General features: G+C 59.4%; 18 protein-coding genes. 15 read left to right on the top strand and 3 right to left on the bottom strand.

All coding sequences use genetic code 11. The features are described 5' to 3' along the window. Positions 1-146 precede the first annotated feature (146 nt). From ISP19_RS07260 to ISP19_RS07225, 8 genes are all read left to right on the top strand, one after another. On the top strand, positions 147-407 hold the full coding sequence (locus ISP19_RS07260) for a lipopolysaccharide assembly protein LapA domain-containing protein (protein ID WP_204680693.1): 261 nt from the start codon (positions 147-149) through the stop codon (positions 405-407). Further along, a complete protein-coding gene (gene lapB, locus ISP19_RS07255; protein WP_204680692.1) occupies positions 404-1,579 on the top strand; it encodes a lipopolysaccharide assembly protein LapB in 1,176 nt (391 codons plus the stop codon). The genes ISP19_RS07260 and lapB overlap by 4 nt, the downstream gene beginning before the upstream one ends. After that, positions 1,572-2,618 carry an MraY family glycosyltransferase gene (locus tag ISP19_RS07250; protein ID WP_239556620.1) on the top strand — a complete coding sequence of 349 codons (1,047 nt, stop codon included), beginning with the start codon at positions 1,572-1,574 and terminating at the stop codon, positions 2,616-2,618. Before lapB ends, ISP19_RS07250 begins: the two co-directional genes overlap by 8 nt. Beyond that, positions 2,605-4,500 carry a nucleoside-diphosphate sugar epimerase/dehydratase gene (locus ISP19_RS07245; RefSeq protein WP_204680691.1) on the top strand — a complete coding sequence of 632 codons (1,896 nt, stop codon included), beginning with the start codon at positions 2,605-2,607 and terminating at the stop codon, positions 4,498-4,500. Before ISP19_RS07250 ends, ISP19_RS07245 begins: the two co-directional genes overlap by 14 nt. Beyond that, positions 4,501-5,373, top strand: a complete 873-nt coding sequence (gene galU, locus ISP19_RS07240) for a UTP--glucose-1-phosphate uridylyltransferase GalU (protein WP_204680690.1) — start codon at positions 4,501-4,503, stop codon at positions 5,371-5,373. It begins immediately after the preceding gene. A gap of 218 nt (positions 5,374-5,591) precedes the next feature. After that, entirely contained in the window at positions 5,592-6,881 is a 1,290-nt protein-coding gene (locus ISP19_RS07235) for an NAD(P)/FAD-dependent oxidoreductase (protein ID WP_204680689.1), read from the top strand. Then, entirely contained in the window at positions 6,878-7,228 is a 351-nt protein-coding gene (locus tag ISP19_RS07230) for a tRNA-binding protein (RefSeq protein WP_239556618.1), read from the top strand. The genes ISP19_RS07235 and ISP19_RS07230 overlap by 4 nt, the downstream gene beginning before the upstream one ends. A gap of 1 nt (position 7,229) precedes the next feature. Further along, positions 7,230-7,670: a GNAT family N-acetyltransferase gene (locus ISP19_RS07225; RefSeq protein ID WP_204680688.1), complete on the top strand. Its 441-nt coding sequence runs from the start codon at positions 7,230-7,232 to the stop codon at positions 7,668-7,670. A gap of 2 nt (positions 7,671-7,672) precedes the next feature. On the opposite strand, the gene ISP19_RS07220 is transcribed toward ISP19_RS07225, so the two are convergent. Next, positions 7,673-8,602, bottom strand: coding sequence for an MBL fold metallo-hydrolase (locus tag ISP19_RS07220; RefSeq protein WP_204680687.1), 930 nt, complete (start codon positions 8,600-8,602; stop codon positions 7,673-7,675). Positions 8,603-9,119: 517 nt separating this feature from the next. Between ISP19_RS07220 and ISP19_RS07215 the strand changes: the two genes are divergently transcribed. Beyond that, a complete protein-coding gene (locus ISP19_RS07215; RefSeq protein WP_204680686.1) occupies positions 9,120-12,428 on the top strand; it encodes a hybrid sensor histidine kinase/response regulator in 3,309 nt (1,102 codons plus the stop codon). A 55-nt stretch (positions 12,429-12,483) separates the two neighbouring features. Here ISP19_RS07215 and ISP19_RS07210 read toward each other — a convergent pair whose 3' ends face one another. After that, positions 12,484-12,702, bottom strand: a complete 219-nt coding sequence (locus tag ISP19_RS07210) for a hypothetical protein (protein ID WP_204680685.1) — start codon at positions 12,700-12,702, stop codon at positions 12,484-12,486. A gap of 334 nt (positions 12,703-13,036) precedes the next feature. Between ISP19_RS07210 and ISP19_RS07205 the strand changes: the two genes are divergently transcribed. The 5 genes from ISP19_RS07205 (at position 13,037) to ISP19_RS07185 (ending at position 17,633) form a co-directional block, all read left to right on the top strand. Continuing rightward, a complete protein-coding gene (locus ISP19_RS07205) occupies positions 13,037-14,785 on the top strand; it encodes a copper resistance system multicopper oxidase (RefSeq protein WP_204680684.1) in 1,749 nt (582 codons plus the stop codon). Further along, positions 14,782-15,615: a copper resistance protein B gene (locus ISP19_RS07200; RefSeq protein WP_204680683.1), complete on the top strand. Its 834-nt coding sequence runs from the start codon at positions 14,782-14,784 to the stop codon at positions 15,613-15,615. Before ISP19_RS07205 ends, ISP19_RS07200 begins: the two co-directional genes overlap by 4 nt. A gap of 24 nt (positions 15,616-15,639) precedes the next feature. Further along, positions 15,640-16,227: a c-type cytochrome gene (locus ISP19_RS07195; protein WP_204680682.1), complete on the top strand. Its 588-nt coding sequence runs from the start codon at positions 15,640-15,642 to the stop codon at positions 16,225-16,227. 132 nt (positions 16,228-16,359) lie between these two features. Beyond that, positions 16,360-17,124 carry a sulfite exporter TauE/SafE family protein gene (locus ISP19_RS07190; RefSeq protein ID WP_379946189.1) on the top strand — a complete coding sequence of 255 codons (765 nt, stop codon included), beginning with the start codon at positions 16,360-16,362 and terminating at the stop codon, positions 17,122-17,124. A 140-nt stretch (positions 17,125-17,264) separates the two neighbouring features. Next, complete coding sequence (locus ISP19_RS07185) at positions 17,265-17,633, top strand: HU family DNA-binding protein (RefSeq protein WP_204680681.1); 369 nt, start codon at positions 17,265-17,267, stop codon at positions 17,631-17,633. Between the two features lie 95 nt (positions 17,634-17,728). Here the strand turns inward: ISP19_RS07185 and ISP19_RS07180 are convergent, their stop codons facing one another. Further along, complete coding sequence (locus tag ISP19_RS07180; protein ID WP_204680680.1) at positions 17,729-18,424, bottom strand: class I SAM-dependent methyltransferase; 696 nt, start codon at positions 18,422-18,424, stop codon at positions 17,729-17,731. Positions 18,425-18,811: 387 nt separating this feature from the next. Between ISP19_RS07180 and aqpZ the strand changes: the two genes are divergently transcribed. Beyond that, a complete protein-coding gene (gene aqpZ, locus ISP19_RS07175; RefSeq protein ID WP_204680679.1) occupies positions 18,812-19,513 on the top strand; it encodes an aquaporin Z in 702 nt (233 codons plus the stop codon). The last annotated feature ends 36 nt before the right edge of the window (positions 19,514-19,549 follow it).

The following is a 19,549-nucleotide window of genomic DNA, read 5'->3' as shown; positions in this document are numbered from 1 at the left end:
CCTCGCTTAATTCTTATCCGACAGGCAGGCGGCCCTTGGCCGATCCTGCCTTTTCTTTTTCGTGGGCATCGAGAAAGGGCGATTTTGGCTGAATTGTTTGCATCGACCGCCTGTGCCGTTTACGGGCAATCAGGTAAAGTCTCGCGATGCGATTGATCGTCATGCTGCTATTGATGCTGTTCATCGCCGGGGGAGTAGTGCTCGGGGCGCTCAATGCGGACCTCGTCGGCTATGACCTGGCCTTTGCGCGTGTCCAAGTCCCCAAGGGCGCAGCCCTGCTGGTGGCGCTTGCACTCGGCTGGATTCTTGGCGGCCTGACCGCCTGGCTCGGTGTCACCACGCAACACCGTCGTGAGCGACGGCGCGCCGGGAAGGCCGTGGGTGCGAAGGCGTCGAAAACCCCATGAGTGCTCTCTATCCGCTGCTGGCTCTCCTCATACCGGCGGCTTTTCTAAGCGGCTGGTGGACCGCTCGGCGTGCCGGTGTACGTCGTTCCGGGGCGCAAGTGAGCGAGCTGTCCTCCGACTATTTCCGCGGCCTGAACTACCTGCTCAATGAGGAGCAGGACAAGGCGATCGAAGTCTTCCTGAAACTGGCCGAATACAACCGCGACACCGTAGAAACGCACTTAGCGTTAGGCAATCTTTTCCGGCGTCGTGGCGAAGTGGATCGAGCTATCCGTCTGCATCAGCATCTTGTCTCCAGGCCGGGTTTGTCCGAAGGCATGAAGACCGTGGCCCTGCTGGAACTGGGCGAAGACTACATGCGCGCCGGTCTGCTTGACCGAGCTGAAGCATTGTTCTCCGACCTGGTGGCGATGAATGCGCATGCGCCTTCGGCCTTGCGCCACCTCATTGCCATCTATCAGCACGAGCGTGATTGGCATAAGGCGATCGAGCACGCCCGCCGCCTGGAAACCATGACGGGTGAAGAGGAGGTCACCACCATCGCGCAGTTTTATTGCGAGCTGGCGGAGCAATCCCGTCAGCATGGTGCGCGGACCGAGGCGCGTGAATACCTGCAACATGCGTTCGCCTGCCAACCCGATTGCGTGCGCGCATTTATGCTCACCGGTCGCTTGCATGCAGAAGAAGGGCAGCATGCCGATGCGGTCGATGCGTACGAGCGTGCGGTCAGCGCGGACATCGCCTTCGTGCCGGAAATCCTGCCGCCTCTGCTCGACAGCTATGCGCGTTCGGGGCAGATGGAGCGCGCCGAGCGTTTCCTGCGAGACATTCTTGCCCGTTATCACGGCATCTCGCCGGTATTGGCGCTTACCCACCTGTACCAGAAGCGCGATGGCGAAAAGCCGGCGATCGAGTTCCTTACTTCGCAGCTGCGTCAGCGTCCATCCGTGCGCGGCCTGATGGCATTGATCGATGCCACCATGGACAAGATCGAAGGCGAGGCAAGAGAGAATTTCTTGATCCTGCGCGACCTGACGCACAAGCTGCTCGAAGGGCAGGCGATGTATCGATGCAGCCATTGTGGCTTCGGTACCAAGGCGCATCACTGGCAATGTCCAAGTTGCAAAGGCTGGAGCACGATCCGGCCGATTCATGGTGTAGCCAATGAGTGATGCCGTCGTGGCCATGTCTGCCCCGATCGCGATCGCCATTCTCATTGCCTTCCTGATTGCCTTGGGCGTGGTGCGTGCTGCTATTGCCTATGCGCACCGGCGCGGTATGTTCGATCAACCGGGACAGCGTCGTTCCCACAAGATTCCGACGCCGCGTGGCGGAGGTATTGGCATCGTCGTATCCGTGCTGCTGACGGTACCAATCTGTTTGCTCTATGCGCCGGCCGCCTGGCCTCTTCACATAGTCATCACATTATTGGTGGCATTTGTGCTGGTCGCCTGGATTGGATGGTGGGACGACCACCGCTCTTTGCCGGCGTTGCCCCGCTTCGGGGTGCAGATTCTTGCAGCAGCCCTGCTTTCGGCGTCCTTGCTGCTCCATGGGCCGAGTTGGTTGTGGCTGCCGCTGCTGGTTTTAGCGGGGGCGTGGAGCATCAACCTGCACAACTTTATGGATGGTATTGACGGCTTGTTGGCGCAGCAGGGCATTTTCGTCGCCGGTGGCCTTGGCATAGTGGGGTGGCTTGCTGGTCAGGCGGCCCTGGCCGGAGCATCAGCCTGCGTGGCCGCGGCCTGTCTTGGGTTCTGGTGCTACAACCGGGCCCCGGCCCGGATCTTTATGGGAGACGTAGGAAGCGGCAGTGTGGGCCTGCTCCTGTTCGCGTTGACCGCCATGCTTTGGCGGGTGAACTGGCTGCTGCTCTGGCCCGCCCTGATCCTCAGTTCAGCTTTTGTGACGGATGCCACCCTTACTCTGCTTACTCGTATTGTGGGTGGACGCCGCTGGTACACTGCGCACCGCGAACATCTGTATCAATGGATTGTGCGCAGGGGCCATACGCATGCCGTAGCAACGGCGTGGTATGGGGGGTGGAATCTGCTGGTGGCAGCGCCGTTGGCGGCGTTGGCCTGGGAGATGCCAGGGATGGGGCTAGTAGCCTGCATCGTCACATATGTGATCGCAGCGGTCGTTTGGTTGTCTGCCAAGCGCCGCATGATCCAGCGAGATCGATACAAGGTTCGTTATGTCCGTACGTAAATGGGTCGGCATAGTTCATCCGCGAATTGCCGTAGTCATGCACGATCTGCTCATCACGGCGCTTGCCTGGTGGGTGGCAAAAGAACTGCGCTACGCGCTGGATCCTCAGCTGCCGGTGACGTTCGAAGCTTTTGAATTCCCGATCGTGCTGCTGGTGCAGGGATTGGTCTACGCGTGGACGGGCCTCTATAAAGGCGTGTGGCGTTTTGCCAGTCTGCCGGATCTCTGGAACATCCTGCGCGCAGCGGTGGTGGGTGCCGTAGCGATTGGCGTTGCACTGTTCTTTTATGGTCGCCTCGAAGGCGTGCCGCGTTCGATCCTGCTGCTGTATCCGTTTGTGCTGGCGTTGTTCCTGGGGACGCCTCGGCTGGCCTACCGCTTCTGGAAGGACAGCCGCATCGATCTTTTCATGAATGCGAAGACCCAGCGCGTGCTGATCGTCGGTGCCGATCGTGCCGGCGAGGCGCTTGCTCGTGATCTGCATCGCGACAGCCGTTACATGGTGGTGGGGTTCGTCGACAATCAGCGCTCCTTGCGTGGTGCGCGCATCAACGGCAAGCCTGTATTGGGCACGCTGGAGCAACTTCCGGATGTGGCCAAGGAGGCGGCCGTCCAGATGCTGTTGATTGCATTGCCGGGCGCCAGCGCGCGTGAAATGCGCAAGGTCGTCGAATTATGCGATCACACCGGTCTGCCTTATCGCACTGTTCCCAAGCTTGAGGACGTTGTTGCCGGCCGCGCCCAGTTCAATCAGATCAAGGAAGTATCGATCGAGGACTTGCTTGGCCGCGACGCGGTGGAACTGGACTGGACCCGAATTCGCGAGACCTTGACCGGGCGGCGCGTCCTGATCACCGGTGGCGGTGGCTCGATCGGTTCGGAGCTATGCCGCCAGGTGGCCCGGCTCGGTGTGCATGCGCTCACCATCGTGGAATCGTGCGAGTACAACCTTTATCAGATCTCGCAGGAACTTCGCGCGGCTTATCCGGAGCTGTTGCTCAACAGCATCCTGGCCGATTGCGGGGACGCTGTCGCCATGCGCCATGTATTCACGGATGTCATGCCGCAGGTGGTTTTCCATGCTGCCGCGTATAAGCATGTCCCCATGCTGCAAGGTCAATTACGCACCGCAGTCCGCAACAATGTGCTGGCGACTCGCACCGTGGCCGATCTGGCCAGTGAGACGCGGGTGGAATGCTTCGTACTGATTTCCACCGACAAGGCCGTCAATCCCACCAGCGTAATGGGAGCTTGCAAGCGCATCGCCGAGATCTGGTGCCAGAACCTGAATGCGCATTCGAACACCCATTTCATCACGGTGCGATTCGGCAACGTGTTGGATTCGGCTGGTTCCGTGGTGCCGTTGTTCCGTCAGCAGATCCAGGCGGGTGGCCCGGTAACGGTGACGCATCCGGAAATCTCGCGCTACTTCATGACCATTCCCGAAGCCACCCAGCTGATTCTGCAGGCTGCGGCATTGGGCAATGGCGGCGAGATCTTCGCGCTCGATATGGGCGAGCCGGTCAAGATCCGCGATCTGGCCGAACAAATGATCCGCCTTGCCGGCAAGAAACCTGGCACGGAAGTTCCGATTGTGTATACCGGCTTGCGCTCGGGCGAGAAACTGTTCGAAGAGTTGTTCCATCCCTTGGAAAACTACAGCGCGACGACCCACAACAAGATTTTCCTGGCGCAGCACCGTCCGGTTTCCTGGGATTTGCTACAGGCACAGATGGCCAAGGCCACTGACGCCGTAAGCCGTTATGACGAGGAAGAACTTCGGAACTGCGTGTCCAGCCTGCTTCCATCATTCTGCTGGAGTGATGTTGCCCAACCGGGCAACGTGGTCCCGCTTCGCCGTAACGAAATTGGAGAGAAGTGAGTGAGTAAGCCATTGCGTAAGGTGGTCTTCCCGGTAGCTGGCCTTGGTACGCGTTTTCTGCCGGCTACCAAGGTCGTCGCCAAGGAAATGCTGCCGGTACTGGACAAGCCGCTGATCCAGTACGCCGTCGATGAAGCCGTTGACGCGGGCGCCGATACGCTGGTGTTCGTCACCAATCGTTATAAGCACGCCATCGCCGATTACTTTGACAAGGCTTACGAGCTTGAAGCCAAGCTGCAGGAAAAGGGCAAGGATGAATTGCTGGCCCTGGTGCAAGGCACGTTGCCGCGCCATGTGCGCGCGATCTTCGTGACTCAGCCCGAAGCGCTTGGCCTGGGGCACGCTGTGCTGTGTGCCAAGCCGGTGGTGGGCGATGAGCCGTTCGGCGTCGTACTGCCGGATGACCTGATCTGGAATCGTGGCAAGGGTGCGCTGCGTCAAATGGCCGAGCTGGGCGAAGCCGAGCAGGCCGGCGTGATCGCCGTGGAAGAGGTACCCCAGGATCAGACCGACAAGTACGGTATCGTCGACGCCGACCCGATCAACGAGCGCAGCGCGCGCATCCGTTTCATGGTCGAAAAGCCCAAGCCGGCCGAAGCGCCTTCGAATCTGGCCGTCGTCGGCCGTTATGTTCTGCCCGGGCGCATTTTCCAGTTGCTGGAACAGACCAAACCGGGGGCGGGTGGCGAAATCCAGCTCACGGACGCCATTGAGGCCTTGCTGACGGAGCAGGGCAAGGTGCTGGCCTACCGCTTCGAAGGTACGCGCTTCGATTGCGGCAACAAGGCTGGTCTGGTCCGGGCGACCATGCATATGGCGCTGCAGGATCCTTCGCTGGCCAAGGTTGTTCGCGAAGTCGCCAGTACGCTCTGACAAGATGTCAGGTCAACGAATCAAGCACTTGACGTGCTTGATTCAGGCCTGTTCATGCGTGAGCGATTAATCCCTGTCGCGCTCGGCGATCCATCCGGTAAGGCACAGAGTGCACCCGGCGCGTGCAGCGCGTGGTCCCATGCTTTTCCGCCCGAGCGTTGTCGTTCGGTACGCGCTATGCTCGGCTGCCCACCGCCCGGGGCATTTCACGTCAAGACATGAGGCAACCACAGGGTCCTTCCTATTACCGTGCTACGGCAACGCCGTACGTACCCTATGCGCCGCTGCAGGGGCGTAGGGAAGCGCGCGTGGCCATCATCGGCGGCGGTTTCGCCGGGCTGAATACCGCGCTGAGCTTGGCCGAGCGAGGTGTGCGCGATGTCGTGGTGCTGGAGCGCGAGCAGATCGGCTTCGGAGCTTCCGGACGCAATGGTGGCTTCGTATTCGGCGGCTATTCGCTGGGCGAGGAGGCACTGCATCACCAGCTAGGCGGACAGCGCGCTCGGCGGATCTTTGATCTGACTACGGCGGCGGTGCAGCGCATACGTGAGCGTGCTGCGCGCTATGCCATTCCCTGTGACGTCGTGGACAAGGGCATTATCTGGGCCAACTGGTTCCGCGACCCGGAGGTATTGCGTAAACGTCAGCGATTGCTGGCCGACCACTACGGTGCGCATTGGGACTGGCTGCCACAGGAAGAGTTGCGCGAACTGGTGCGCAGCGAGCGTTATACCGATGGCCTTTACGAACGCAATGCCTTGCATCTTCATCCGCTCAATTACGCCATCGGACTTGCCGGTGCAGCAGCGGAGCAGGGCGTAAGCATTCATGAGGACAGCGATGTATGGCGGCTGCGCCGGGAGAACGGCCATTGGGTGATAAGCACGCCGCAGGGTGAACTTCAGTCCGAGCACGTGGTACTCGCATGCGGCGGTTACCTGGCGGGTTTGCGTCGGCAGATTGATCGTGCGGTGCTGCCGATTGCCACCTATGTGATGGTGACCGAGCCGCTGGGTGAAAGGCTTGATCAGTGCCTGCAAACGCACGCCGCGATCTACGACACCCGCTTTGCCTTCGACTACTACCGCCCGTTGTCCGACAAACGGTTATTGTGGGGTGGTCGCATCTCAATTCGTAATCGTTCAGCTGCTGCAGTACAGCGTGTTCTTACGCGCGATCTGTTGCGTGTATTTCCTGCCTTGAAAGGTGTGCGTATCGAATACGCCTGGTCAGGACTGATGAGTTATGCGCGTCATCAAATGCCACAGATCGGCAGCGCAGGCGATGGTTTGTGGTGGGCTCAGGCCTTCGGTGGTCATGGCCTCGCTCCGACCTGTGCGGCTGGCGAGCTACTGGCGTCGGCGATCGCCGAAGGTGACGAGTCCTGGAGGGAATTCGCCGATTATGGTTTGCAGCACACCTACAAGCCTTTTGGCTTTATCGGCGCGCAAGCCAGCTATTGGTGGCAAGAATTCAACGATTGGTTCAAGACGAGTCTGGAAGGATGAGCGAACAGGCAGCTATCGAAGAAATCAGTTGGGCTGATTTCCAGAAGGTGTTGATCGTGGCGGGCACCGTCACGCGTGTCGAACCTTTTCCCGAAGCACGCAAACCGGCGTGGAAAGTCTGGGTAGACTTCGGTCCCTACGGCGAGCGCAAGACCAGCGCCCAGATCGCTGCGTTGTATACGCCGGAATCCCTGATCGGCCGGCAGATTGTCGGCGTCATCAATTTTCCGGAAAAGCAGATTGGTCCCTTCCGTTCACAATTCCTGTTGACCGGTTTTCACACTGACGAAGGTGTCGTTATCACTGCGGTTGAGCGCCCCGTGCCGAACGGCACGAGACTGGCCTGATATGACCGGTGCGATAACGATACGGCCGGCGCGCGCGAATGACGCTCCGGAGCTCGCGCGGCTCGCCGCCGAGCTGGGCTATCCGACATCCGTCGAAGCAATGCAAGATCGCCTCAGTGTCTTGCTGCCGCATCCAGATCACCGCATTACGGTGACCGAAGCCGATGGTGTGTTATGCGGCTGGATAGCCGCCGAACGCCGCCGCACACTGGAGTCAGGCGAACGTGTCGAGATCGTCGGCCTGGTCGTGGATGCCAGGCATCGAAACATCGGTGTCGGCCGGATGCTGGTGACGGATGCGGAGCACTGGGCGGTTCAAATGGGCTTTGATTCGATCTCGGTCCGCTCCAATGTCACGCGCGAGGCTTCGCATCCGTTTTATGAGCAATTGAGCTATGTCCGCCGTAAAACCCAGCATGCTTATATAAAGCACTTGGCGTGAATCTAGCGGCGTTCGCGATCCAGCCACACACCAAGGCCTTGTGCATTGAGCTCGATATCCATGCCGAGCAAGTGCAGCAGTGACTCGCGGTCACCCTGCCAGCCGTGTTCGGCGAGGCGCGCGGCATACAAGTTGGTCAGTGCTCCGGTCAGCCGGGTGTGCCGATCAGGCGGGTTTTCGACGCGCTGCGCGATGGTGACCATCGCATCAATCATCTCATGCAGCTTGCCTGCCAGGTGTTCCACCTGTTCGACCGGGCCATAATGTGTCAAATACATCGCCTCGGGCTTCAATGTCAGTAACCGGCGGATCGATGCGTGCAGCGCATCAGGATCGAACTGCACCGGTGTGGTGGTAGGCAACATAAAAGGCCCTTTGTCGGTGTCGAACTCCCGATAGGAAAGGCCGAATGTATCGCCGGTAAAACACACGTTGGCATGCTGATCATGGATAGCCATGTGATGCTTCGCGTGACCGGGTGTATCGAGACAGCGTAGCGAGCGGCCTGCCAGATCAACTGTAAAATTATCAGGGGCCTCCACCACGCGTTCGGCAGGCACCGGGCGAAGACGGCCATAGGCCTTCTCCATGACCTCCTCACCGTACACCGCCAGCGCACCTGCCCAAAGTTGGGATGGGTCAATCATGTGGCGGGCCCCGCGTGGATGGACAAGAAGCCTTGCATTAGGCAGATGCGTCATCAGCTCGCCCGCACCGCCAGCGTGGTCCAAGTGCACGTGGGTCAGTATCAGCCAGTCTACTTGGGAGGCTTCGATGCCGGCTTCGGGCAGCGCTTGCAATAAGCGTGGGACTGCATGATTGGTGCCGCAATCGATGAAAGCGCCATGTCCCTCGTGGACCAGTAAATAAGCTGCATCGAATCGAGGGCGAACAAAACCAGTGTCGATGGTGTGGATGCCTGGATGTGTCATAAGCGTGGGGTTGTCCGAAGCGGCAATGAATATGGATCGTTCTAAGGGCGCAGGAGGTTATTCCAACCTCCATTTTTAAGGTGAGTCCGATATTTCTCCAGGGGGTGGGCTCTTACGATCACTAAACCGCGTGTAAGTCCGTCCAACGGTGTTTGCCCTCGGGCCGACAAGGCCCGAGGGAATTTTCTGATCCTCGGGTCAGCGTTGCACCGTGCGGATCGACTCGTTCCTGCTGTCCGAGAGCCTCGCGGCGGTAAATCGTTCGTCTAGGGTGTGCTGCAGCCAGCGTTTTTTGCCCCCGTTTCATACAGCTATTTGCTTGCGCACTCGGTGTCCGTGCTGAATGCCATCCAAGAATCATCGGACGAACATGATGACGAAGCCCGAGCCTGTCAACGAAAAAAATCCTACAGGCCAGCGCGATATTTCCGCCTTGGAGCGGCACCAGCGACGCTTGCTATACGGCGGCGGCGTATTTCTATCCCTGATCATCCTGCTGACCATGCTGGCATCCATCTTGCTGAGCATCGATGACTACAGATCCGGTCAGCTGGATGGTTTTCGCAAGGCAAAGCTGGCGCTTGACTCCGCCTTTGTTCAGCGCGATGCAGGCTATATCCGCACGCTGAACATGATCGAGTATGTGTGGAAGAGCAAAACCGATGAGCTGATTGCCAAAGGCGATCAGGATTTTCGAGGCTTTGTTTCGCACGATAGCGAAGTGATGGTCCAGGCGGACAGACAAAGCGTGCCCTGGCTGGTGCTTGGCCGCGGCGTCGAAGCGTGGCCCAGGGAAAAAGTCGATCGTTATCTTGGTTTGATTCGTGAGTTATCGGTGATCAGCGGCACCTCTTTGACGATGCGCAGTGATCACAGCGGCCGGCCGTCAACCACCGCGAATTTCTACGATCCAAGCCAGGCGCTGTTCGCATTTGGCATGAATGTCGATAACACGGGCTCCGACACCGCTTTGAAAAACGACAGCCGTGTCGACTTGTTCAACAAGCTCGCCATGCCGACGGTCGATTTCCAGAATCTGGAAGCGCTCAAGGCATTGCGCCACGGCAACCCTAGATTGTCATTCTATGGCCATGGGTTGCCCAAGATTCCGACTTCCCTGGGCAAGAACCCGCTGACAGGTGAGCCTTCCATTCTGGGGGCGCTGGTAGCGATGGATGGCGATGAGCCCATCGGCGCATTCATTGTTTATGAGCCGATTCAGCCCTTCGTTGACCAAATCCGAAAAATGTCCGCGCTTGAAATGACTGTCGTGAGCGACGACGGTCAGATGATTTTTGGAACCGGATCGACGGCGCACGATGAGGCGGTTGCTGCGGCCATCAAGCCCTTTCTGATCTTGCAGCCCGACGAAGCTGGTGCGGTCAAATACCGCCGTGGCGGCATGTTCTTTATTGCCGAGCGCATCGAAGGAACGCCGTGGACATTGGTGCGTGCCTACGACGGGCTGGATATCCTGCGCGGCGAGCGGGTCCCCATGCTCGTTGCGATCACGCTGGCCATCCTGCTGCTCGGCACGCTCTGGCTACTGTTGATTCGACAGGATCGCAGCGTGTTTGCGCCGGTTCTGGCTCGGGCGAAGCGCGTCTATCAGAGCGAGGTGCTTAATCGCACCATGATCGAAACCTCGCCGGTCGGCTTATGTGTACTCTCGATGAACGATGCCAATCCGATCCTGCAGAATGATCTGGTGCGTAACTACGCCGTCGATATCCACGATCCAGAGAGCACGTTTTATAGGCAACTTTTGCGCGAATTCACCCGTGCAGAAGGATCGTTGAGCGGTCGTCCGGAGGCCCGCGAATTCAGCGTCACTTTGATGAGTGAGCACGGCGCTGGCACGCGTCATTTGCTGGTCGCCGCCATGCCCATCGTTTACCAGGATCGAGACGCACTTTTTTGCGTAGTGCGCGATATGACGGCACGCATCGAGCTTGAAGAGAATCTTCGCCGGGCCAGGCGGAATTCAGAGAAGGCAAAATTGGCGGCTGAGTCGGCCAGTCGTGCCAAAACATCGTTTGTGGCGATGATGAGCCACGAAATTCGTACGCCATTGAATGGCATTCTTGGGCATCTTGAACTGCTGGGCCGCTCGCGTCTTGAGCCTGCGCAGCGTGAACGGCTTGAACGCATTCGCCTTTCTGCCGGGGTCTTGCTGACCATTATTAGCGATGTGCTGGATTTCTCGCGCATCGAGGCCGGGCAATTGGATATTGATCCGCTACCGTTCGAACTACGATCGCTGATCGAACAGACGACGCTGCTGTTCGCACCTGCCGCGCAACGCAAGGGCTTGCGACTTTATTACGGTGTCGAAGCTGGATTGGCGACCGCCTACATCGCCGACGCGCACCGAATCCGGCAGGTGCTCAATAATCTGGTAAGCAACGCCGTGAAATTTACGGAGTCTGGACGCATTACCTTGCGTGTCCGGGGCGTGCCTCGGCAGCCTGATGAACAAGTCCGGCTTCGCTTTGAGGTCATCGATTCCGGTATCGGTATGACCGAGCAGCAACGGCAGCAGGTGTTCCAGCCGTTCTCGCAGGCGGACGCAAGCATCTCACGCCGCTTTGGCGGAAGCGGGTTGGGGCTGACCCTTTGCCGGCAGCTCAGCGAACTGATGGGTGGCAAGATCGAGGTGCACAGCACGCCTTCGGTCGGCAGCGTTTTCTCGTTCGAGTTACCTGTTGTCGTGGATGAACTTGCCGAAACGCAGGACCGGACACTGTTGGCGCGGCATCGTATTGCACTGCTGTCTGCCGCCACGGAATGGCGTACCGAGGTGTCCGCCCTGTTGGCGGGTTGGGGCGCCGAAGTGATGACGGCGGCATTGCCATCGGAGCTGGATAGCAACTGGCTGCTGCAGGCAGATGCTTTGGTCATCTTCGGCTCGTGGTATGTGTGGTCCGATGATGAGGAGCGCACTCTTTTGGCGAGTGCGAGGCGTGCCATCAAGGCAACCACGGATGGCCCTCTCTTGCCGGAGCTCCGTGAAGGTGTCCGTTTCATCTCGTGCTACTCCAGCAATGCCTTGTTGGGGGCGATCCTGGACGCTGATGCGGAGGTCGATCTGCAAGCCCAGGAAACCGCGCAGGACTATCCGGAGCAGCGTGTAACCGAAGCCCCTCGTTCGGTCCTGCTTGTTGATGACAATCCCGTCAATCGCGAACTGATCCAGCAACAGCTCGAAACACTGGGATATACGGTCGACGCGGCCGAGGACGGTGCCGTAGCCCTTCGTCTCTGGCATGAAGGGAGCTACGAAATGGTGTTGACCGATATAAACATGCCCAAGATGAATGGCTATGAGTTGACCGAAGAACTACGCGCCAAGGGCGTGGAAGTGCCCATTCTTGCCGTGACGGCCACCGCCTTGACCAGCGAGAAGATGCAATGCAAGCAGGCTGGTATCAATGAGCTTTTGCTTAAGCCATTGTCCTTGCAGCAGCTGGGTGAGGCCATGTCGCGCTATCTTCCCCGGACAAGCCAACCGCCTGCTTCGCTTGTCAAGGCAACGTGGGCTGGCAAGTACCCTGAAAAGATTTGCCGCATCTTTATCGAGTCTGGTACCCGCGATCTGGAAACCATTCTTGACGCCGCCGACAGGGGCGATCGGGATTCATTGCTTGCGCGGATTCATTCCTTGAAAGGGGCGTTGCTGATGCTGGGTGAACGAGCGGTTGCCAGGCATTGCGCCAAGCTCGAAAGATGGATCGATGCCGAGGGCGTTGAGGCGGCGCGCCCCGGTATTGAAAGCCTGGAGTCGACCATGCGTGAACTCTTGCGTGACTATGCCGAATCCACTTGACGGTTTTTTAAAACCGCCTTCAAGGCTGGCCTGAAGGCGGTGACGGGATGGGTCTTTACATGTCTGGCGGTGAGGGCAGGGGTGCCCAATAAGTTGTTGAGCCGCCCCCTGCTGCGGGGATAAGCTTGTCCCCCATGTCACAGTCGTTCTTCATGCGTAGATGCTGCGCCTCGCGTTTCATGCGTGCGATGGCCTTGTTCGCATGGTTGATGTTGGCGATGGCATCGCTACCTGCTGCGGCGATGAGCTTGGCCGCTGGTTCGGCGGATAACATGATGCCGGCAGCCGTGAGTTCGACGATGGGGCATGACGCGCATCATGCCGCCCAGTCGGGCGACTGCTGCGGCCACACTGCTCATTCGACCTGTCACTGCGATGCACTGTGCGGAAGTGTGTTGCTGTTGCCTGCCGTATCCGCTTTGCCCGGTTGTAGCGCACCTGCAGACAGCTATGCGTCGTTTCACGATATCGATGCGCCTGCGCTAGACCCGACTCCTCCCCTAAGGCCACCGGTAGCCTGATCGCTCCCTCGGATCTGCCTTCCTGCACGGCCGCTCTTCTTCGACGCGGGCCGTGGCAGGTTGTTCTGCCTGGTTTGGAGTCATCCCATGAAAACGTTCCACCCGTCGTCTGCGACGAATCTGTCGCGGCGGCGATTCGTCCAGGGCCTGGCCCTGGGCGGTACGGCGGCTGCTTTCGGGCTGTGTCGGCCCGCTCGCGCGTCCGCCATGCAACCGGTCGTGCCACCCATCACGCTTGCGGGCAACGACTTTGCGCTGGAGATCGGAGAAACCGCCGTCAACTACACCGGCAAGTCGGCTGTAGCGACCACGGTCAATGGCAGTCTTCCTGGCCCGATCCTGCGCTGGAAAGAAGGCGACACCGTATACCTGCGTGTTACCAACCGGCTGCGCGTGCCGACATCCATCCATTGGCATGGCATCGTCCTGCCATTTCAGATGGATGGTGTACCCGGCATCAGTTTCGACGGCATTGCGCCAGGCGAAACCTTTGTCTACCAATTCAAACTGCGGCAATCGGGCACTTATTGGTATCACGCCCATTCGGGTTATCAGGAACAGACCGGCTTGATCGGCGCCATGTTGATCGAGCCGGCGGGTGGCGAACGCATCGCCACCGAGCGCGACTATGTCGTGATGCTCAATGACTGGACCGACGACAACCCCGCCAGCATCTTTGCGCGCCTGAAAAAGCAAAGCGATTACTATAATGTTGGCCAGCCCACTGTGGCTGATTTCATGCGCGATGCGCAGCGGGTAGGGCTGCGTGAAGCCCTCGCCATGCGCAAGATGTGGAACACGATGCGCATGAATCCCACCGATCTGAGCGACGTTTCGGCCTACACCTATACCTATCTGATGAATGGGCGCGCGCCCACCGGCAATTGGACGGGCCTGTTCAAGCCTGGCGAAAAAATCCGGCTGCGCTGCATCAATGGCTCGGCCATGACGATCTTCGATGTGCGCCTGCCCGGTTTGAAGATGTCGGTCGTCAGTGCCGACGGACAGGATGTCGAGCCGGTCGAAGTTGATGAATTCCGTATCTACCCCGCTGAAACCTATGACGTCATCGTCGAGCCGCAGGAGGATCGTGCATACACACTCTTTGCGCAGTCTATCGATCGCAGCGGCTACGCACGCGGTACGCTGGCGCCGCGCCCCGGCATGGAAGCTGAGGTACCGACCATGGACCCGCGCGTCTGGCTGAGCATGCAAGACATGATGGGCGCCATGTCGTCTGGTGAGCACGCTATGCACGGTATGGCGGGCATGCAGGACATGGATCATTCGGCCATGCCGATGATGCAGGATTCAGCGGCGTTACCCGGTCATCCGCTTAAAACCGGTCCGGGCGTGGACATGCGTGTGTTGCATCCGCGGACCAGCCTCGATGACCCCGGGGTGGGCTTGCGCGATAACGGTCGGCGCGCACTGACTTACGCCGATCTGCACACGGTTGGCGGGCCGCTTGACAAGCGTGAGCCTGGACGGGAAATCACGCTGCGGCTTACCGGCAATATGGAACGCTACATCTGGTCGTTCGATGGCGTGAAGTTTTCCGATGCCAATCCACTGCGCTTCAATACTGGCGAGCGGTTGCGCATCGTGCTGGTCAACGACACCATGATGAATCATCCGATTCATCTGCACGGCATGTGGAGCGAAGTGGAAGATGCCGATGGGCATTTCCAGCTACGCAAGCACACCGTCAACGTGCAGCCGGCGCAACAGATCAGCTATGCCGTGACCGCGGACAATCCGGGGCGCTGGGCGTATCACTGCCACATGCTTTTCCATATGGAAGCGGGCATGTTCCGCGAAGTGGTGGTGGCATGAGTCGATTCAGGCACAAGGCCGCGCTTTGTCACTGCCGCTGGGTGGCCATCGGCTGGCTGGCTTTGCCGGCCTTCGCCGCGGCGCAGGATTCAGGCATGAACATGTCAGACATGCAGTCCACGCCATCGGCCGGCAATGCCGATTCATCGTCATTTGTCATGTCCAGCCAGGCTTCCATGCAAAACATGGATATGCATGACAATGCCTCCTACGCGATGCTGCTGGTCGATCAACTGGAATATGCCGACGGCTATGGGGGACGTGGCCCCATGTGGGAGGCAGAGGCCTGGTATGGCAATGACGACAATAAGCTCTGGTTGCGCAGCGAAGGCGAAGGCAGCCAGGGGCGTATCGACCATGCCGATATCGAAGCGTTGTGGAGTCACCCCGTATCAGCCTTCTGGAGCACGCAGCTCGGTGTGCGGCATGATCTGGGGATCGGGCCACAACGCAATTGGGCGGCATTCGGCCTGGAGGGGCTCTCGCCATACTGGGTGGAGTTGGAGGCGACAGCGTATGCCGGTGAGTCGGGCCGGTTTGCTGCGCGCACGCGGGCCGAATATACGCTGCGCTTTACCCAGCGCCTGATGCTTCAACCGGAGCTGGAAGTGAATCTGTATAGCAAGGATGATCCGGCGCAGCAGGTGGGTGGCGGTCTGTCCAATGCGCAACTTGGGTTGCGTCTTCGCTATCAAATCTCGCGGCAGTTCGCGCCTTATTTCGGCGTGGTATGGACGCGCCGTTTCGGTACGACCGCGCGTTTTGCGCGTGAGGATCAGTTTCCCGTTTTTGACCGGCAGTTCGTCGTCGGTATCCGTATCAGCTTATAGTGCTAACAGTCCCTAGGACATCCCATGAAGCGACGTATTGAATATCGCACCAGCATGGTGGCCGGTGTCGTGGTGCTGGGCTTGCTGGCCTACGCCTATGCCTGGTCCGGCTTCTACAACATCGGCGCCGATTCGCCGCACGAGCCGCTTACCTATCGCTTCCTCACGATGGTGCGTGAGCACTCCGTGCAACGGCATGCCAGGGACATCAGCGTGCCCAATCTGGACGATCCCACGCTGATTCTGAAAGGCGCCGGGCAGTACGCCGCCATGTGCACCGGTTGTCATCTTGCGCCAGGCATGAGCGATTCGGAAATTCGTGCGGGCCTGTATCCGCAGCCACCCAATCTCTCGCAGCAGCGGATCGAGCCGCGTGAGGCATTCTGGATCATCAAGCACGGCGTCAAGATGAGCGGTATGCCGGCGTGGGGCGCGACGCATGATGACCCGACCATCTGGAGCATGGTGGCCTTCCTGCAAAAGCTTCCAGGCATGACGCCGGCGCAATACAAGGACGTCGTTGCCAAGGCGCCGCCGGACAACGATATGGACATGGATATGGGCGCAGGCAAGCAAGGGGCGCACGACGGCAGTGGCGAAACATCGCATTGATCGCCAGTGTGGACGGCGGCAGTTTCATGCGAACGCTCCGCGACAGGCCAACTTTGGGACCAGGGTGCGGAGCTTCGGTTTAGGGTTTAATGGCCACTTGGTTCGTTGATGCACCACACCATGGATCCGACCCTGTTGCACCATTTGCTAGCCATGCTCTGCGGTTCCGCAGTGGGTTTTTCGCTTGCGCTGATTGGTGGCGGCGGATCGATCCTGGCCGTACCGTTGTTGCTTTACGTTGTCGGGCTGCGCGATCCGCATGTCGCCATCGGCACCAGCGCACTGGCGGTCGCCGCCAACGCCTTTGCCAACCTGATTCCACATGCCAGGGCAGGGAATGTGCGCTGGCCGGCGGCTTTCATGTTTGCGGCCACCGGTGTACTGGGTGCCTTTCTTGGGTCCAGTCTCGGCAAGATCATCGATGGCCATCATCTGCTGGTGCTGTTTGCATTGCTGATGATGGTCATTGCCGCCTTGATGTTGCGGGGCAGGCGTGGGCACGACGGCACCGGCTATCCACGCAGATACATGTTTCCCCGCCTGGGTATCGTTGGATTGGGGGCAGGAAGCCTGTCTGGATTCTTCGGTATTGGCGGTGGCTTCCTGATCGTGCCAGGACTGGTTTTTGCCAGTGGCATGGGGATGATCGATGCGATCGGCACGTCACTGTTCTGCGTGGGGGCCTTTGCTTTTACGGCGGCGGTCAACTATGCCGTTTCGGGATGGGTGGCCTGGCCGGTCGCACTGGAGTTCATCGCCGGCGGCATCGTGGGTGGTTGGCTGGGCATGTTGGGTGCTCAGAATTTGTCCAGAAAGCGCGGTGCGCTGAGCATCCTTTTCGCGGCCATCGTCGTGGCCGTTGCCCTTTTTATGCTGGTAAAAAGCGTGCTCCGCTAGGCTCCGGGGCGGTCCAGCAGCCGCTGAATGCACCTTTTATAGGTTTTTTTGCATTTGCTAGTTGGCGACGCCATAAATTTCCCCTACATTTCAGCTCGCCGAGAGGCAATTCAACAAACCAAATAACGATGGGGTAGTCCATGGCAAAGAAGGCAGCAAAAGGCAAAACGGCATCCAAAGCCGCCGCAGCTCCGAAGCCGATCAAGGAAGCACTGAGCAAGTCGGGTCTGGTTGCACACCTGGCTGAAACCACCGGTGTTGCATCCAAGGAAGTGCGCGCGGTGCTTTCCGCGCTCGAAGGTGTTGCACACGCGTCGATTCACAAGAAGGGTGCCGGCGTGTTCACCCTGCCGGGCCTGCTGAAGATCACTGCCGTCAACGTTCCGGCCAAGCCGAAGCGCAAGGGCATCAACCCCTTCACGAAGGAAGAGCAGTGGTTCGCTGCGAAGCCCGCCACCGTGAAGGTGAAGATCCGTCCGCTGAAGAAGCTCAAGGACGCGGCGCTCTGATCCTCATTCCGGGCCGGGCGCATGCGCACCGGCCCGGAAACCTCGGGATGCGTTACTGCGAAGCGACGCATCCCGGTTTTACGCAGCCCATGTCGTTATCGACGTTGTAGCGCTGCCGCCCTCTGCACGATAAAGATCACCGAAGCCGGCTTGCCGGTGCCCGGATGCAGCGGTTCGCGCATTTCGCATAGTTGCCAGCCCGATTCCGCAAACAAGGCCATCCAGCTTGCCAGTGTCCTGAAGTACCACGGCGCAGGCGAGGGAAACGCCGAGCCGAATCCCACCCATTCTTCCCGTCTCCAGCCGTCAACGTAGGCGTGTTCGCCGCAGGCCATCAGTGGGTGCACGGTCTGCACGACCAGGCGGCCGCCGTCTTGCAGCATGCGCGGCAGAGATGCCAGCAGCTGCTCGACGGAAGTCTTGCCCAGCAAGGCGAAATTGCACACCAGCACATCGGCCTTGAGCGATAGCTGTCCAGCCACGACATCCTCGTAGGAAGCGAGGCGAAAGTCGCCGCCCAATTCGCGCGCGCGGTCAATCAGCGCCGGTACGGCATCCACGCCGATGGCCGAAATCCCGCATGCGCTCAGCGCACGCACCAGCCAGCCTTCGCCACATCCCAAGTCCAGCGCCGAGCGGGGCCGGCCGGCAAGGACGGCGTCGATGATCGCCCGGTCAGTGACCAGACGCCGGCTTTCAATATGGCCATGACGCACGGTGTGCGTCCATGCATCGGCATTTTTATGCCAGCTTTCCAGGATGCAGGTTTCAGGGTTCGTATCGTTGTGCATGCCTGGCGTGCCTGGAGGTGCGGTGACTGGATGGCCATCCTAGGGCCTGTTAGCACTATTGGCGTAGCTCGCGTTGCCAATAGCGCTAGCGGGCCCTAGACACGACGGCAGGGTATTCGCGGCTTGGGACTCGGGCGGGCTTTATCCGCCATAAGCAGGGCGCACACGCCACAGCGCACTTTTCACCTCGTACTCACAAAACTTAGCTCGCGTGTTGCAGTGCGAATAAAGGCTTCCGCACCGCATGACCGCGTGGTATTACGCGTTCTGCCACCGCGTGGATCGCAGCGTGGCCTCCGGGGGACAGCAGACGTCGCAATAAAGAAATTGGCAGCCAACCTCGCATTGCGTGATGCGCTCATCATTTCTATTGATTCGGAGACACTCATGTTCAAACGACTCAGTGCCGAGTTTTTCGGAACGTTCTGGCTGGTACTTGGTGGTTGCGGCAGTGCGGTATTTGACGCCGCATTTCCTCAGCTCGGTATCGGTTTTCTTGGTGTTGCGCTTGCGTTCGGCCTTACGGTGGTGACGATGGCCTATGCCTGTGCCGGCATTTCCGGGGCGCATTTCAATCCAGCCGTGACAGTCGGTCTATTCTTCGGCGGGCGCTTCAGCGGCAAGGATGTCATTCCCTATATCGTCGTGCAGGTCCTTGGCGCCATCCTCGCGGCCGCGGTGATCTACGTCATTGCCTCGGGCAAGCCTGGCTTCGATGCAACGGCCAGCGGATTCGCTTCCAACGGCTACGGCGAACATTCACCGGGCGGTTATTCGCTGCTGGCCTGTATGGTCAGTGAGTTCGTACTCAGCGCCATGTTCGTGATAGTGATCCACGGTTCAACCGACCGCCGTGCACCGCCCGGTTTCGGCCCGCTGGCGATTGGCCTGACGCTGACCATCATCCACCTGATCAGCATCCCGATCACCAATACCTCCGTGAACCCGGCCCGCAGCACTGGCGTAGCCCTTTTCCAGGGCACTTGGGCGGTCCAGCAGCTGTGGATGTTCTGGGTGGTGCCGTTGATCGGCGGCGCGGTGGGCGGCCTCATCTTCCGTAGCCTGCTGGCGGAAGATTCGCCCCGATAAGTCTTCAAAACATCTTTTTCGGCAGGGGCTCGCGGT

Source organism: Dyella flava (assembly GCF_016904955.1).
Lineage (GTDB): Bacteria > Pseudomonadota > Gammaproteobacteria > Xanthomonadales > Rhodanobacteraceae > Dyella_B > Dyella_B flava.
The sequence above is the reverse complement of the archived record's forward strand: the minus strand, read 5'-3'. Positions and strand labels throughout refer to the sequence as shown.